Genomic DNA, 16,138 nt, shown 5'->3' on the forward strand with positions numbered 1-16,138 from the left:
GCGAGGATTATTTAAAGGATATCGCAGCTCTGCCAGATTTTACTCTTGTGGTTGGCAGCGACGACGAAGCGTTCTATGCGGACAAATATGAAGAGGTGATGAGCGCTGTGACAAACAAAGGCACATATGAAATCGTTGACGGCATTGATCATTTGGCCATTGTCGAGGGGGATGAAGCCATCGCGGCAATTCGCGCGGTGTTTAAATGAGGGACGCGCCTGACTGGCACGCCTGCGCCGCCATTGTGGAAAAAGGCGATCCCGATCGCTTTCGCGCGGCAATGGCTGCACCCGCAAGCAAGCGCGCCATTCTATTTCCGATCTATGCGGCCAATGTTGAAATCTCGCGTGCCCCTTGGGTGACGCAGGAACCGATGATTGCAGAGATGCGTTTGCAGTGGTGGCGCGATGTGATTGAACAGATCGTTGAGGGCACAGATGTGCGCTGTCACGAAGTCGCGACACCGCTGTCCAAAATTCTGAGCAAAACAGGCGCAGAAGCGTTAGATGATCTGATCGCTGCGCGCCGTTGGGACATTTATAAAGATCCGTTTGAGGATGAAGCCGCGTTCACGTCCTATCTAGAGCGCACGGCAGGTGGACTGTTGTTCGCATGTGCAGATGCACTGGGCCAAGCGGATCAGCAGGTCGCATATGACGCTGGTTTTGCGGCTGGCCTTGCGGGGTTCTTACAAGCGATCCCAGCACTAGAAGCGGCAAAGCGTATCCCGTTGTTGGATGGTCGCCGTGAAGCGATTGCAGACTTGGCAACTGAAGGACTGAGGCGTTTGAACATCGCGCGTAAGTCGCGAGGTAAACTGGCTAAAGAATCCTGCATTTCCATGTGGCAGGTTGAACCGATTTTGTGCAAAGCCCAGAAACATCCGGGGTTGGTGGTTGAAGGAGCCTTGGCTGTGTCCAGCGTCTCCTCAACCTTGCGTCTGTCCAAAGCGGCTTTGCTTGGGCGTTGGTAGCCTAGGCGAGAGCTGCGTCAGAGCTGTCATCGCGCATCATCAACCAAATTAGGGCAGAGCCGGCCAGCAACAAGAACGGGATCATCGCAAGGTTTACGGCTGCCCAGCCTTGAACAGGATCACCGCCAGAACAGTTCATCAAACCACCAGAAGCAAGGGATGCCATCGTCACACCGCCGAACACAAACAAATCGTTCATACCCTGTACACGCCCACGATCCTGCGGGCCGTGCGAAGCGGTTAACATTGCCGTGGCGCCGATGAATCCAAAGTTCCAACCGATCCCAAGCAGGATCAGGGCGAGGAAGAAGTTTTCAAGTTCTACGTCGTTCAAGGCAACGATGCCTGCCGCGGCAAGAATGATGAGGCCCATTCCGACGATTTTTTCCACGCCAAAGCGTGCGATCAGATGACCCGTAAAGAAGGACGGAATGAACATGGCCAGAACGTGGCCAGACACCACGTCTGCTGCGTTATTCGTTGTGTATCCACAACCGACGACGGCCAAAGGCGTTGAGGTCATTACAAGGTTCATCAGTGCGTAAGATACCATGCCACAGATCATCGCGACGGCGATGCGGGGTGTTTTGATCAGCTCCCAACGGCTTTTGGCCGCAGGTGCGTCCGCGTCTGGCGCTGCGGGGGGGGGGATGTTGATGAACAAAAACAACGCAGAGCCGATCACGTTAATCGCGATGACCACAGCGTATGTTCCAATGAACGGGATTGCGTAGGCCTCAGCCGTGAGCTTCACCAATTGTGGCCCGATGATCGCGGCGGCAAGGCCACCTGCCATCACGTATGAAATCGCTTTGGGGCGGAATTCTGGGCTGGCCGTATCGGCGGCGGCGAAGCGGTAAAAGCCTTGCGCGCTCATATACAGACCTGTGAAAAAGCTACCAACAAGGAACAGCGGGAACGATGCGTAGTAAAGCGCGATTGCCCCAATCAGACCGCCCATTGCACCACCAAAGGTTCCAATCCAGAATCCTGCGCGGCGTCCGTAGCGTTGCATCACAGATGAAATCGGCGTCGCAGCACACATGGAGCCGATGACGATCATCGAAATTGGAAGTGTGGCAAAACAGATGTTTGAGGCAAGCGATTGCCCGGCAAGCCCCGCGATAATGAAGAGCATCGGCATCTGCGCACCAAGCAAAGCCTGGGCAAGAACAAGAATGACGACGGTGCGGCGGGGAGAGGATATTGCTTGGGTCATAGATTCTGCGTTAAACCTGCTTTTGCGTTCAAGCAAGCGTGCTTAGGCTTGATCGATGATATGGGCGAAGGAACCTGACACGTTACCTAACGTCAAACCCATGTCGGGCAGGGTTGTCGTTTCGGCATCTCTGGCTTTGAACAGGGAAGTACCTTTTGCGCTGATGGTACTGGCGTAATGAAACTCATGAGCGTTCCACTGGCCTAAGAAGGGACCTTTTGTAGCGCCTAATTGTCGATATCCAAGGTGAAGTTTACGTTTGGCGAATGATGTTTCCAAGCGCAGCAGCCCCGCCATTGCGTGCCGTGTTCCGTTCGCGTCAGTCAGGCTATCGCCCAGCAGCATGTAGCCACCGCACTCGCCGTAGACCGGTTTGGCTTCGCTGTGTTTGCGCAAAGAGCTAAGAAAGGTCGACGCGCCCGCAAGGTGGCCTGCGAAAAGTTCTGGATAGCCACCGGGCAAGAAAACGAAATCGTTTTCTGGAAGTGCGGTATTGGCTAGGGGTGAAAACGGCAGAATTTCAGCACCCGCATCGCGCCAGTCTTTTAGGATGTGCGGGTAAGCAAAGGCAAAGGCGCGATCTTGTGCAATTGCGATCCGTTGTGCGGGGGGCGCGATTTTTCTCGAAAAATCGGTCTCAGAGAGAGAGGTTGCCAAAAGGGAAAGCGCATTGAGATCAATGCGCTGTTCAACCAAATCTGCTGCGCGCTCGATGAATGCATCCAGATCATCGCGCTCTTGCGCTTGCACCAATCCCAAGTGTCGCGAGGGCGTTTCGATGCCTGCACGTCGTGGAATTGCGCCAAGGACGGGCAAACCAAGTGGCGCTAACGCAAGGCGCAAAATACGCTCATGTCGTTCACTGCCGACCTTGTTTAGGATCACACCTGCAACGTCGATATCGGGATCATGACGCGCAAAACCTGCTACCAAAGGCGCAATAGAGTGCGCCATGCGCGCGGCGTCCACGACCAAGATTACGGGCAATCTCAACATACGGGCCAAGTCTGCAACAGACCCACGCCCATCCGGTGGTGCGCCGTCAAACAACCCCATCGCGCCTTCAATTATAAGGGACGCATCCCCTGCAGCCAATGTTGCGATACGCTTTGGCTGCATCGCCCAGGCATCCAAATTGAAACAAGGCATACAAGACGCAGCTTCGTGAAAGCGCGGGTCTATATAGTCGGGGCCAGATTTAGCTCCTCGTACAGAAATTCCATTTCGCTTAAATGCGCGCAGCAATCCGAGGGTGATGGTAGTTTTGCCAGACCCGGACGCGGGTGCTGCAATGATCAGACCGCTATGGGGTCTCATGACAATTCCGCGGGTCGGCCTCGTCCCAAAGGATCTGTGTCACGCGGCTCAAAACCCTGTGCCATGCTCTGCCAATCAAGCGCTTGGCGCATCAGAACAGATCGTCCAATGCACAGAATCGACGGCGGCTTAAGGTCTGCCTTTGCGATGTCTTCGGCCATTGTGCCAAGCGTGGTTTCCAACACATGCTGATCTGAGGTCGTTGCGGATGTCACGACAGCAGCGGGTTCGGATGGATCACGGCCAGCATCTAAAAGTGCTTTCGCAATCCGGTCCACATGCTTCATGCCCATGTAAATGACCAGCACTTGTGCGCCGTCTGCGATGGCTTTCCAATTCAGCGATGACGGTGTGTCGCCTGTCTGGTCATGGCCCGTCACAAAGGTCACAGATTGGTTTACATCGCGGTGCGTCACGGGAATACCTGCATAGGCCAACCCGCCAATCCCCGCGCTAATGCCGGGAATTATACGAATAGGGACGCCGTGCTGTACAAGCGTCTGACCTTCTTCGCCGCCACGCCCGAATACGAACGGATCACCACCCTTTAGGCGCAACACGCGTTTGCCCGCGCGAGCGAATTCCACCAGATGCAATGAAATATCACGCTGCTTGGCAGATGGTTTACCGCCGCGCTTACCTGCAAAGATATGCTCGGCTTGCGGGGCCCACTCCAAAATCGCGCTTTGAACCAGCGCGTCATACACGATCACGTCGGCTTGGCGCAGCGCATTCAACGCGTGCAACGTCAAAAGCCCAGGATCACCCGGACCAGCACCAGCAAGCCAGACCCAACCGGGTTGGAATTCTGGCCAGTCATTGCCCGGCAATGCGGGCAGGGAAGAAAGTGAATCGCTCATAGGGTCTTATGACCCGTGCGCAATTCAAACGAAAGTGGGCAAGCGACATGCAATGAGGAATTGGCGGCATGCAAATGCATCGCTATGGTCCGCGTCATGAGCAGGACGCCAGAAAAAGAATTGCGCCGTGGTTGGACCACAGGTGCGTGCGCGACCGCCGCGGTTCAAGCCGCTCTTGGTGGCCTGTGGGAAGGGCGCGTGCCATCTTCTGTTCAAATCACGCTACCACGCGGTGAAACACCAGTTTTCGCGATAGAGCGCAGCGAGATCGGTGATAGTTGGGCTTATGCGGCAATTATCAAGGATGCAGGCGACGATCCAGACGTGACGCACCAAGCGCTGATCGAGGCGCGGGTTGACGTCTCGGACGGAGGCATCGTTTTCAAGGGTGGCACAGGTATCGGCCAAGTCACACGACCGGGCTTGCCGATTGCGGTTGGTGAACCGGCAATCAACCCTGTCCCGCGCGAGATGATGCAAGCCGTCGTGCGCGATAGCGCCGCGCGATTGGGCGAAGCACCTGACATCAAGATCACGCTCAGCGTTCCGAATGGGGCTGAGCTGGCCGAAAAAACGTGGAACCCGCGTTTGGGAATTATCGGCGGTCTGTCGATCCTTGGAACCACGGGGATCGTGCGTCCGTTTAGCTGCGCTGCTTGGATCGCCTCGATCCATCGCGGGATTGATGTGGCGTGTGCGGAGGGCCTACCGCATGTGGCGGGCTGTACGGGCGCAACCAGCGAACGTGTGGTGCAAGGGCTGTGCGATCTGCCAGATCACGCGATGCTTGATATGGGGGACTTTGTGGGGGGGCTGCTGAAGTACTTGGCGAAACATCCTGTGCCACGGATCACGATTGGTGGGGGCATCGGAAAGATGACCAAACTTGCCCAAGGCGCGCGCGATTTGCATTCAGGTCGTTCGCAAGTGGATCTAGTGGCCTTAGCGAATGTCTTAGGGCGGCCAGATGTTGCTGGAATGAACACCGCACTGCAAGCCTATGAAACTGTTGGAAATCCCATGGCGGACTGGGTTGCCAAAAACGCGCTTGTGACGATCCGTTCAATGATCCCAGACAGCATCGCAGCGGATGTGGTGGTGATCGATCGCAAAGGTGAGGTCTTGGCGCGCGCATGACAGTTTTGATCCTGTCTGGCACGCGCGAAGGGCGCGACATTGCAATGAGGCTGCATGCGCAGGGCATCGATGTGGTCTCGTCTTTGGCAGGTGCAACGCGGACACCACGTGCGCAGGACGTGCCAACATGCATTGGCGGTTTTGGCGGTGCTGAAGGGTTCGTAGAGTTTCTGCAGAAAAACGCAATATCAGCGGTGCTAGATGCGACGCACCCCTTTGCAAGCAACATCACACATCGCTCTGCGCGCGTGTGCGCGGCGTTGAATATCCCGTATTGCTTGTTTCTGCGCCCTGCTTGGACACCAACCGAAGCTGACGATTGGACGTCGCTGAAAGATGAAGCAGACGCCGCAAACCACATCAAGCCAAATTCAACCGTCTTCCTTGCAACGGGGCGCCAAACGTTGGAGCGTTTTGAAAACCTATCATCGTGTCGCTTGATATGCCGCCAGATCGATCCGCCAACCGGGCCTTTCCCGTTTCCGAATGGCGAGTTCTTGATCGGACGTCCACCGTTCTCGGTCGAAGATGAAACAGCGATATTTCAAAAATTTGACATCGATTGGCTGATCGTGAAGAACGCAGGCGGTCGTTCAAGTTTCTCCAAGCTGGACGCAGCACGTCGCCTGAACCTAAGGGTTGGGATGATCGAACGCCCTGCTATGCCAGATGCGACAACCGTCACAACACTAGAACACGCAACTGAATGGGGCGCGTCACATGGATGAGCGGATTATCACAGGTGATGCGTGTGTGTTGGAGGGGGCGGATTGGCTTGCGAACTACGATCCGCGTTTCAAAACTGCGATGGTGGAAACGGGTCCTTTGCCCTTGCGTCTAAAGCCTGAAGGCTTTGCGCAATTGCTGAATGCGATCATGGGGCAGCAGGTATCGGTCGCGTCGGCCAACGCTATTTGGGGGCGCATGGAAGGGTTGGGTCTGACAACAGAAGACGCGATTGCGCGGGCCACGGATGAAGATTTGCGGGCGGGGGGCCTGAGCATACAAAAGATGCGCTATTCTCGCGCGTTGGCCGAGGCGCGCTTTGATTATGATGCGCTGCGCGATTTGCCGTCCGAGGAGGTTATCAAGACGTTGACGCAGGTGACTGGCATTGGCCAATGGACGGCTGAAATCTACGCGATGTTCAGCCTTGGTCGTGCGGATGTCTTTGCGCACGGTGACTTGGCCTTGCAAGAAGCGGCCAAGGTATTGCTGGATCTACCAGAACGGCCCAAGGAAAAGCAGATGCGCGTCATTGCGGCGGATTGGTCGCCGTGGCGTTCGGTTGCAGCGCGCGTACTTTGGGCCTACTACCGCGTTGTTAAATCAAGGGAAGGGATCAGATGACACGAGTTCTAAATGCAGTGCGCAAAGAGCCAATTTCGGGCGAGGTACGTTCAGTCGTTGTGTTCCTACACGGCTACGGCGCGAATGGCGCGGACCTTTTGGGCCTTGCGGATCCGCTTGGTGAACATCTGCCTGACACGTTGTTCGTGGCCCCCGATGCACCAGAGGATTGCGCGGGCGCTCCGATGGGGTTCCAGTGGTTCCCGATCCCGTGGATTGATGGATCATCTGAGGAAGAATCAGAGCGCGGCATGATGTCAGCGATTTCTGACCTAAATTCATTTCTGGACGCTTTGATGGTGGATGAGGACGTTCTGCCAGAGCAGGTCGTTCTATTTGGCTTCTCCCAAGGCACAATGATGGCGCTGCATGTGGCTCCGCGTCGCGAAGATGCGGTTGCGGGTGTTGTTGGCTTCTCTGGTCGTTTGCTCGCGCCCGAGGATCTGATCGACGACGTAGTCGTGCGTCCTCCGATCCTGTTGGTGCACGGCGATCAGGACGATGTTGTGCCTGTGCAATCGCTGCCCGATGCGGCAGACGCGCTGCAAAAGGCGGGCTTTGAGGATGTGTTTGCGCATATTATGAAGGGCATAGCACATGGGATTGCGCCTGATGGCCTGTCTGTCGCGCTGGCATTCATGCGTGATAAACTTAACCTTTAAGGCGCGCGATCATGACGCTTGCCAGACGGTGAACCCAATATATAGTGGCCTTATGAAGGGGCAGGACTAGTCCTGCGTCCATAAGGTCACCCATAGGAGACATGGGCTTCAAAAGGTTAACGCTCAAAGGCAACCAAAGCTGCTTGGCAAAGCACCCCTTATCGGGGGGCTTGTCATGGACATAAGTCTAACCGAACCCGACCAACACGTGCACCGCTTAGAGGCGCATCGCACATTGGTTTTGAACGCAGATATGCAACCGCTTAGCTGGATGCCGCTGTCCACATGGTCATGGCAAGAAGCTATGACAGCCGTTTTGCAAGACCGTGTCATCCAGTTGAAAACATACGAAGATTTGGCTGTGCGTTCGGCCACGCAAGCCTTTGAGGTGCCCGCAGTCGTATGCCTGCGCCAGTATCACAGACGCAAGAATGCGGCCTTTACGCGCTACAATTTGTTTCTGCGCGACGGGTTCTGCTGCCAGTATTGCGGCACAAAGAAAGCGGCCAAGGAACTGACGTTTGATCACGTTCTGCCGCGCTCACGCAAAGGGCCTGCGACGTTTGAGAACATTGTCGCGGCCTGTCAAAGCTGTAATCTGCGCAAAGCTAACAAAACGCCGAAGGAAGCGGGGATGAAACTGTTGCGCAAGCCGCGCGCGCCAAGCCCTCATGAGTTGGACAAGGTCGGCCGCAAATTAGCACGCGTGCAGAAAGAGCTGCATCAAACTTGGTTGGATTTTCTATATTGGGGCGCGGATCTGGAAGACTGATCAGGTTATTTTTTCTTTTTCAAATCCAGTGACTTAATGATCTTACTTAAGTTCTTTTCTTTGTGCTTGCGCTCAGTCAAAGAGGCCGTGTTGAATGCATCTTCATGCACCAGTTTTTGCCAGCGATCGACGCGCGCACGATCAATGTCTCCGCGAGCAAGGGCTGCTTTTATAGCACAATCTGGTTCGCTCATATGAGCGCAATTGCGGAATTTGCACTGTGTTTGTAGCAAGGCAAGATCAGCGAAGAGATCGCCAACACCGGATGCTGCATCGGTCAATTGAATTTCACGCATGCCCGGCGTGTCGAGCACAGCGCACCCGTTGGGTAAAAAGTGTAATTGCCGCCGCGTGGTCGTGTGTCGTCCCTTGCTATCACCAATCCGCACGTCGCCAGTTTCGATGTCTTGCGTGCCGAACAGCGCGTTGGTGAGAGTGGATTTGCCGACACCAGAGGATCCAAGGAACGCCACGGTCTGGCCTGTGGTGCACCACTCAGCAAGTTGATCTGCGGCCTCGGGGGATGTCGAATTTACGGCTTTGACAGCCACAAGATCGGAAATACTGCGGGCCTCTTCCAGGAAAATCTCGGGATCAGGGCTTAGGTCGGGCTTGGTGATTAAAATTACAGGTGTCACATCTGCATCAAAGGCGAGCGCGACGTAACGCTCTAGCCGTGCGATGTTGAAATCGGCATTGCAGGAGGTGACGATGAAAGCCGTGTCGATGTTAGCCGCTATTAATTGCTCGAACCGATCTTTGCCAGGCGAGCGACGTTTGATCAGGCTCTTACGGTCCAGCAATGTGCTTTCGCGTGGACTTGCTGAATTATGCAGGAACCAATCACCGACAGTTGCATCTTGGCGCGGAGGCAATACGCCATTTAGGTCTTTGCCCTGATATTCTAAACCACTGCGATGTACGGACGTGATGCGAATGGGGGGCGTTTGGATCATCACATCTGCGTCGATTTGCTGCGAGAAGAACGCCGACCAACCCAGTTTGGCGAAGGGGTCGGGGGCAACCGTTTTTGGAGTGGACCCTAGAAAAGCATCATACGTTTTGATCATCGCGCTGCCCGTAAAGGAGTGATGCCCATGAAAAAGGGCCGCAGTTTGCGACCCTCGTTCGAATTCAATGCAGCGATGGAAATCACTCGGATTTCGATGCGCCAGTTGGCACTTTGGAAGCGCCTTTTGTGTTCAGTGGATCATCTTGACGCTGAACGGATCCTTCAAAGTGCGCACCACTTTCGATCGCGATTGTCTTGTGGATGATGTCACCCTCAACACGTGCGGTCGACGTAAGACGCACCTTAAGGCCGCGTACACGACCTACGATACGACCATTTACAACAACGTCGTCTGCAATGACTTCGCCCTTGATTGTAGCTGTCTCACCGATCGTCAGTAGGTGCGCACGAATGTCGCCCTCAACAGTGCCTTCAACCTGGATATCGCCGGTTGTCTTCATGTTTCCAGTCACATGCAGGTCCGCAGACAAGATGGATGCCGGTGGCTTTGCCTTTGGGGCAGAGGCCTTGTATTCGCTCGCACGTGGCGGAACTGCGGGTGCAGATGACGCCTCCGTAGATGCAGTGGGAGATGTGCCGTCCGCTTTTGCGCCGGGCTCATTGATTTTGCTTTTAGAAAACATCGTTTGCAGCCTTAATGTAGATCATCGGATTAACGGCTTTTCCGCCGACACGTAATTCGTAATGTAGATGGGTCCCGGTGGAACGTCCAGTGTTTCCCATATCACCAATGCGTTGACCGCGCGATACCCTTTGACCAACTTTAACGCGAAGTTTTGAAAGATGGGCGTACCGGGTTTCAATTCCAAACTGGTGCTGAATTTTCACAAGCTTACCGTAGCCCGACAGCCATCCACTGTGGATAACGACGCCGTCAGCGGTAGAATAGATTGGCGTGCCATGTGGCGCGGCAAAGTCTGTGCCTTTGTGCATGCGTCCCCAGCGACGCCCGAACCCAGATGTAAAGCGGAAAGCGCTTTTGACAGGGTTCGCAAACGGCGCCTTTTGGGCTGCAATGCGATACAGGTTCAAGCGATCCATATCTTTGAGAATGTCGTTGGCACGTTGAGTATTTGCTGAAACGGCAGATCCGCCTCGTGTGGAAAAGCTAAGTGGCATTAGGGGGCCACCTTGGCCAGAATATCCTTTGCGCACTTCATTCAGAATACGGTCTGTATTCATGCCCGCGGCGCTGAACATTTTGTCGAGTGGCTTTACCGAAACGGTCATTGCTTCTTCAAGTTGACGGAATATCTGGTCGTTCTTATCAGACATCACTTCAATTTCAGACTTCATTTCTTCTGCTTTGAGAAGGGCATCCTGAGCATCGGCAACAACTTGGTCACGTTCTTTCGCGGTCGTCTCCAAAGCAGCGGTCAGGAAATTCAAAGCGGCATCATCTGTCGCGCTATTTGCGGCCGTATTGGTGCCGCCATCGGATAGTGCTGCGACCTGATCGCGTGCGCTTTCACGATCTTTCATCGTTTTGCGCAGGGTCGTTTGGATGACCTCGATCCCAGTCTCTAATTCACGTCGGCTGGTTTCTGAATTCAACAGTTCAGACTGCATGATTGAAATCTGGCTAAGCGCTGCGTTGAAACGCTCTTGTGCGGCAAGGGCCTCGGCGGCACGCGCGTCGCGTTCTGCGGACAGTTCATTCAGGCGACGCTCATACGCATCTTGATCACGTTTCGCTTGATCACGGAAATTGCCAGAACCGATGCTGTCCATCAAAAGAATTGAAGTGGCGATAATCGCCCAGCCTACGATCGCAGCAGAACCGGCAAAGCCAAGCAGCTGTGTTACGGGTCGCAAACGTATAAAGCGCGTGTCAGCATCCGAGCGCAGAAATAATCTGCGTTCAGGAAAATGGCGCTCTAATAGCGAATTAATCTTCATCGAAAGCCGCTTTTGCAAACCAGCATCCCTTTTTGTCCCAAACCCAATATTTGGCGATCATTTTAGCCCTCTTTTAAAGAGGGCCAGCGTCGCCTTGAGAGATCAATAGACAGCGGGTCGCTTTGGCGCAAGTGATTTGGCCATGAGCCAGCGCTTTATTGCAGGTTTTCAGTGACCTGTGGCGATAAATCGCCTAGTGAAAAGAGGGTGATGCGTGACTTAGCTTTCGTTTTGCGCGGTCAATTCTTCGGTGAGAGGCCAGTAAAAATCAGGCGGTATCCCTGCATCAGCGCGTTTTTCTTCGTTGAACGGCGGTTTCAGCAGTCCGTGAAAGTATGTCCGTACAAGCGTGTGAAAGACCTCTTTTGGATCAAGGTTTTCGCGCCCGCATATGAAATTGAACCATTTTGAACCATAAGCAACATGGCTTACTTCCTCGGCGTAGATTGTTTCAAGGGCTGCGACGGCGCTGTCGGCATTTGCCTTTTGAAATAGCTTGATCATGCCGGATGTGACATCAAGTCCGCGCGCCTCTAGAACCATGGGAACCACTGCGAGACGACCCATAAAGTCCTCTGCGGTGTCCTCAGCAGCGCGCCACATTCCCGCGTGTGCGGGCAAGGCGCCGTAAAAGCTGCCTAATTCTTCAAGGCAATCGCACATGAGGTTGAAATGTTTGGATTCATCGTCTGCCGCGCTGACCCAGTCATCATAAAACCCCGCAGGCAAAGGAATGTGGGTGAAACGCGCGATGATATCCCAGTGCAAGTCGACTGCGTTGAGTTCGATATGTGCGACAGCGTGCAAAAGTGCGATGCGGCCTCGTTCTGAACCGGGTTTGCGACGCGGTACGTCGCGTGGGGAGAGAAGGTCAGGTTTATCAGGGCGGGCAGGGTGGTTCGGCGGAGTGGCCGTTCCGATTTCAGGCAAGACACCGCTCGCGCGCGCGGCGCGCCATTCAGCCGCGTATTTGTGTGACAACGCGGTTTTTTCGCGCCCATCCGCCGTTTGTAGAACGTCCAGCGCCATTTGCGCCAAAGGTTTCATGCGGTTAGCGCCTTCGCGGCCTCTAAGACAGCCTCAGCATGTTCAGGCACTTTCACTTTGCGCCAAACTTGGGCGATCGTGCCGTCAGCCCCGATCAAGAACGTTGCGCGTTCGATGCCCATAAACTTTTTGCCGTACATGTTCTTCTCTTTCCACACGCCGTAAGCGTCACAGGTCGCGTTGTCCTCATCAGACAGAAGCGGCATTGTAAGTCCGTGTTTGGCTGCGAATTTGTCATGGCTGGCAACGCTATCCGCGGAAATCCCCCAGATCGTGACGCCGAGCTCTGCAAATTCAGCTTCCATACCTGTGAATGCAATTGCTTCTTTGGTGCACCCGGGTGTGTCGTCACGAGGATAGAAGAACAAAACGACAGGACCCTTGGCATCTGCCAAGCTAATCGTTGTGCTTCCACTTGCAGGCAGCGTGAAGTTTGGCGCTTTGTCACCGATATCAATCATTTGGCTTTCCCTTGGTTTCCCTCACTTAGGTTTCATATTACAAGAGCGTAGACAATAGAGTGACAGCTAAGCGGATAAAGGGCACAGCAGTTTGTATGAGTGACGCGCCGCAATTGCCTGAGGAGACGCAAACACCGCAGCCGCGCGTGCGCCACTTTCGTATGCGTCACGTCACGTGGGCGGTTTTGACGGGCCTTGGCGGATTTGGCGTCGCGCTTTTGATTGGGTTTGTTTTGCTGATCGGCCGCGATGTGCGCGCGCCGGATTGGCTTCAAGAAAGTATAGATCAAAAAATCGCCGAGGCCTTTCCAGATTTGGATGTTGGGTTGGGGATTATGTCACTGCGCATTGAACCCTCTGACCTAAGTCCAAGGGTGTTTTTTCAGAACCTAACAGTGAAAGACGAGACGGGATTGCCCTTTGTGTCATTGAGCGAACTCAGTGTACGGGCCGCGTTTCCTGCGGCTTTTCGGGGGCAGTTTTTACCTAAAAAAATTTCGCTCTCTGGGGCCTTGATGAAGCTGCGCCGCAGCGCGAATGGTAGTTTTGATCTTACGATTGGAACGTCTATCCAAGCCAGTGGTGAGGGTGCCAGCCTGTTGGGGCTGATCGAAGATGTGGATCAAATTCTGGTGATCCCAGAGTTGAAATATCTGCGCGAAGTCTCGGCCAACAGTCTGACGGTTTTATACGAAGATGCCCGTGCGGGGCGCGCGTGGACGGTGGATGGCGGGCGCGTGCGGGTAAACACCGATACTGAACAACTCACCATTGGGGCAGATTTCGCGCTCCTTGGGGGGCAGGATTACGCCACCACGCTAGAAGTCAGCTATGAAAGTGCGATTGGATCGCCAGCCGCGCGCATTGGTGTGTCCCTTGCGGATGCGCCGTCTCAAGATATTGCCAGCCAAAGCGAAGCGCTTGCTTGGATGGAAGCATTGCGCGCGCCAATCTCAGGTTCATTTCGCACGGATGTGAACGAAAACGGCGACCTCGGTGTTTTAAGTGCGACCTTGCAGATTGGTGAAGGTGTGGTTCAACCCGAAGACGAAGCCCAGCCGGTTCCGTTTGACGGGGCACAGGCGTATTTCACATACGAGCCTGAAGAGAATATCCTTGAGTTCACAGAGTTGAACATCAAATCCCCTTGGATCGAAGCGCGTGGCGAGGGACGTGCGCGCTTGCAGAAAGCGCCAGGCGGCTGGCCCGAGGCGTTGCTTGGGCAATTCAGTTTAAGCAGTGTCACGGCAAACCCGAACAATCTTTACGATACCCCCGTTACATTGGAGCAGGCTGATTTGGATATGCGGGTGGTGTTTGACCCGTTTCGCCTTGATATCGGTCAACTGATGCTGCGCGAAGACGGGCAAACCGTGATCGCCAGTGGTCGTGCGGATGTGGGTTTGGATGGATGGCGTATTGCTTTGGATGCGCGCGCTGAAACGTTGGATATCCAAAAACTGCTTGGCGTGTGGCCTGACGGAGTTAAGCCGAAGACACGGAACTGGATTGCAGCAAATATTTCAAAAGGAACGATCGCGGATGCGCGCCTCGCGTTTCGTGCTGATCCCGACACCCCCCCTGATTTGCACCTGAATTTCAACTATTCAGACGCGACCCTAAAGTTCATGAAATCCATGCCGCCTGTGGAGTCTGGCAGCGGTTATGTGCGCATTGAGGGCAGCCGTTTGCTGGCTGCAACCGAGACAGGTTTTGTCACGCCTCCCCAAGGGGGACGCATTGATATTGGGGGAACGTCGTTTGAAATCCCTGACATGCGGATCCAAGGCGCACCCGCAAAAGTGAGCCTTTCAACGCAAAGCACCGTGACTGCAGCGCTATCTTTGCTGGATCAACCCCCGTTCGAGTTCCTGAGCAAAGCAGGACAATCCGTTGCACTGGCCGATGGGCGCGCGGTTGTGAGTGGCGACATTGGCTTTGGGTTGAAAGCAAAAATTCCAGCTTCGGAAATCGATTTTGATATAGAAGGTGAGGTCACAAGCGTAAGCAGTGACAGGCTTGTTGAGGGCCGCGTTATTGCTGCGGATGTTTTAGCGCTTCGGGCGACGCCTCGTGAAATCACATTAAAAGGAACGGGACGGGTCGATGCGGTCCCCGTGGGCGGGACTTGGCGCATGGCGCTTGGAACGCCGGGCGCGGGCAGTCAGTTGACGGGTGTCGTAGAAATTTCGCAACAGTTTGTGGACACGTTCAATATTGGTCTTCCACCTGGTTCTGTGTCTGGCAAAGGTAGCGGTAAAATTGCGATTGATCTTCAGGCAAATGCAGCACCAAGTTTTGCGCTGACGTCCAATCTGGCGGGAGTTGGTTTGAAAATCGCTCCGATTGGGTACACTAAAGCACGTAAAACCAATGCTTCGTTGTCAGTGCGTGGCAAGCTGGGCGGTCAAAAAACGGGTCCCCCGGTGGTCGAACGGTTGTCCATTGATGCACCGGGTTTAAAAGCCAACGGTTCAGTAAAAATCAGCGCAAAAGGAACCTTGAATGCTGCGCGATTTGATCGGGTTCGGGTTGGTGATTGGCTTGATGCGCCAATCACGTTGACGGGGCGTGGTAGCAACGCAACGCCTGCGATTTCTGTCGGTGGCGGACTGTTGGATCTTCGTCGACTTCCCGCCCAGAACAGCGCGGCGAGCACGGGCGCAACGCCCCTTCAAGTGACGTTCGATCGCTTGCAAGTGACCAAGGACATTGCACTGAGAGATTTCAAAGGCACGTTCCAATCAGACCAAGGGTTAACGGGTGAATTTAGTGCGCTTTTGAATGGGGCGGTTGGCATCACGGGGCGTACGTCGCCTAAAAATGGTCGCACAGCGGTTCAGATCAAAAGTAGAAATGCGGGAGCCGCGATAAAGGCGGCCGGTCTGTTAAAGAATGCCACGGACGGCGCTTTGACGCTGAGCTTGATTCCACGAAAGGGTTCTGGGCAATACGACGGGCAACTTGATATTGATAACTTGCGACTGGGCGATCCACCGCCCGCGTTAGAGCTTTTGAGTGCGGCAAGTGGTATTGGTTTGCTTGAACAGCTTGATGGTCGTGGCTTGGTATTTTCCGAAGTTAAAAGCAGGTTTAGAATTACCCCAAACACGATCACGATTACTGAGGGCAGTGCGGTCGGGCCATCTCTTGGGCTTTCGGTTGATGGATATTATGACGTCGCTAAAAAGAGTATCGATATGCAGGGCGTTGTGTCGCCGTTTTTTGTGATCAATGGGCTTGGTTCCATCTTTACACGGCGCGGCGAGGGTCTCATTGGGTTCAATTACACGGCTGTCGGGTCTGCATCGACACCTAAAATAAATGTTAACCCGCTGTCCTTGTTTACCCCTGGAATGTTTCGCGAAATATTCCGACGTCCCGTTCCAAAGCTGAGCCAGTAAATTT

The 16,138-nt window shown here is 54.4% G+C and carries 16 protein-coding genes; 8 read left to right on the forward strand and 8 right to left on the reverse strand.

Going from position 1 to position 16,138, the window contains the following annotated elements:
• A partial coding sequence (locus QZ279_RS02610) for a hypothetical protein (RefSeq protein WP_293447550.1) occupies positions 1–209 on the forward strand: 209 nt, incomplete at its 5' end.
• Positions 206–973 carry a squalene/phytoene synthase family protein gene (locus tag QZ279_RS02615; protein ID WP_293447553.1) on the forward strand — a complete coding sequence of 256 codons (768 nt, stop codon included), beginning with the start codon at positions 206–208 and terminating at the stop codon, positions 971–973. The genes QZ279_RS02610 and QZ279_RS02615, both read left to right, overlap by 4 nt.
• A 1-nt stretch (position 974) precedes the next feature.
• Here QZ279_RS02615 and QZ279_RS02620 read toward each other — a convergent pair whose 3' ends face one another.
• Genes QZ279_RS02620 through cobA form a run of 3 tightly spaced genes read right to left on the reverse strand, consistent with a single transcriptional unit; the run spans position 975 to position 4,369 of the window.
• The gene (locus QZ279_RS02620) at positions 975–2,192 is read right to left on the reverse strand and encodes an MFS transporter (protein WP_293447556.1); all 1,218 of its coding nucleotides are present in this window, start codon (positions 2,190–2,192) and stop codon (positions 975–977) included.
• Between the two features lie 42 nt (positions 2,193–2,234).
• The gene (locus QZ279_RS02625; RefSeq protein WP_293447559.1) at positions 2,235–3,509 is read right to left on the reverse strand and encodes a cobyrinate a,c-diamide synthase; all 1,275 of its coding nucleotides are present in this window, start codon (positions 3,507–3,509) and stop codon (positions 2,235–2,237) included.
• Complete coding sequence (gene cobA, locus QZ279_RS02630) at positions 3,506–4,369, reverse strand: uroporphyrinogen-III C-methyltransferase (protein WP_293447561.1); 864 nt, start codon at positions 4,367–4,369, stop codon at positions 3,506–3,508. The genes QZ279_RS02625 and cobA overlap by 4 nt, the downstream gene beginning before the upstream one ends.
• A 96-nt stretch (positions 4,370–4,465) precedes the next feature.
• On the opposite strand from cobA, the gene QZ279_RS02635 reads away from it, so the two are divergent.
• The 5 genes from QZ279_RS02635 (at position 4,466) to QZ279_RS02655 (ending at position 8,290) form a co-directional block, all read left to right on the forward strand.
• A complete protein-coding gene (locus tag QZ279_RS02635) occupies positions 4,466–5,506 on the forward strand; it encodes a cobalt-precorrin-5B (C(1))-methyltransferase (protein WP_293447564.1) in 1,041 nt (346 codons plus the stop codon).
• On the forward strand, positions 5,503–6,234 hold the full coding sequence (locus tag QZ279_RS02640; RefSeq protein ID WP_293447566.1) for a cobalt-precorrin-6A reductase: 732 nt from the start codon (positions 5,503–5,505) through the stop codon (positions 6,232–6,234). The genes QZ279_RS02635 and QZ279_RS02640 overlap by 4 nt, the downstream gene beginning before the upstream one ends.
• Positions 6,227–6,856, forward strand: a complete 630-nt coding sequence (locus QZ279_RS02645; protein WP_293447568.1) for a DNA-3-methyladenine glycosylase 2 family protein — start codon at positions 6,227–6,229, stop codon at positions 6,854–6,856. The genes QZ279_RS02640 and QZ279_RS02645 overlap by 8 nt, the downstream gene beginning before the upstream one ends.
• Positions 6,853–7,518, forward strand: a complete 666-nt coding sequence (locus tag QZ279_RS02650) for a dienelactone hydrolase family protein (protein WP_293447571.1) — start codon at positions 6,853–6,855, stop codon at positions 7,516–7,518. Before QZ279_RS02645 ends, QZ279_RS02650 begins: the two co-directional genes overlap by 4 nt.
• A gap of 175 nt (positions 7,519–7,693) precedes the next feature.
• Positions 7,694–8,290, forward strand: a complete 597-nt coding sequence (locus tag QZ279_RS02655; RefSeq protein ID WP_293447574.1) for an HNH endonuclease — start codon at positions 7,694–7,696, stop codon at positions 8,288–8,290.
• A gap of 5 nt (positions 8,291–8,295) precedes the next feature.
• On the opposite strand, the gene rsgA is transcribed toward QZ279_RS02655, so the two are convergent.
• From rsgA to QZ279_RS02680, 5 genes are all read right to left on the reverse strand, one after another.
• A complete protein-coding gene (gene rsgA / locus QZ279_RS02660; protein WP_293447576.1) occupies positions 8,296–9,360 on the reverse strand; it encodes a ribosome small subunit-dependent GTPase A in 1,065 nt (354 codons plus the stop codon).
• A gap of 82 nt (positions 9,361–9,442) precedes the next feature.
• Positions 9,443–9,946, reverse strand: coding sequence for a polymer-forming cytoskeletal protein (locus tag QZ279_RS02665; RefSeq protein WP_293447579.1), 504 nt, complete (start codon positions 9,944–9,946; stop codon positions 9,443–9,445).
• Positions 9,936–11,240 (reverse strand): M23 family metallopeptidase, encoded by a 1,305-nt coding sequence (locus QZ279_RS02670; RefSeq protein ID WP_293447581.1) that lies wholly within the window; start codon positions 11,238–11,240, stop codon positions 9,936–9,938. Before QZ279_RS02670 ends, QZ279_RS02665 begins: the two co-directional genes overlap by 11 nt.
• A gap of 201 nt (positions 11,241–11,441) precedes the next feature.
• Positions 11,442–12,269 carry a ferritin-like domain-containing protein gene (locus QZ279_RS02675; RefSeq protein ID WP_293447584.1) on the reverse strand — a complete coding sequence of 276 codons (828 nt, stop codon included), beginning with the start codon at positions 12,267–12,269 and terminating at the stop codon, positions 11,442–11,444.
• Positions 12,266–12,730 (reverse strand): peroxiredoxin, encoded by a 465-nt coding sequence (locus tag QZ279_RS02680; RefSeq protein WP_293447586.1) that lies wholly within the window; start codon positions 12,728–12,730, stop codon positions 12,266–12,268. The genes QZ279_RS02675 and QZ279_RS02680 overlap by 4 nt, the downstream gene beginning before the upstream one ends.
• A gap of 95 nt (positions 12,731–12,825) precedes the next feature.
• Here QZ279_RS02680 and QZ279_RS02685 point away from each other — a divergent pair, with 95 nt between their 5' ends.
• Positions 12,826–16,134 (forward strand): AsmA-like C-terminal region-containing protein, encoded by a 3,309-nt coding sequence (locus QZ279_RS02685; RefSeq protein WP_293447589.1) that lies wholly within the window; start codon positions 12,826–12,828, stop codon positions 16,132–16,134.
• The last annotated feature ends 4 nt before the right edge of the window (positions 16,135–16,138 follow it).

It is taken from the genome of Planktotalea sp. (assembly GCF_018607965.1).
Classification (GTDB): domain Bacteria; phylum Pseudomonadota; class Alphaproteobacteria; order Rhodobacterales; family Rhodobacteraceae; genus Planktotalea.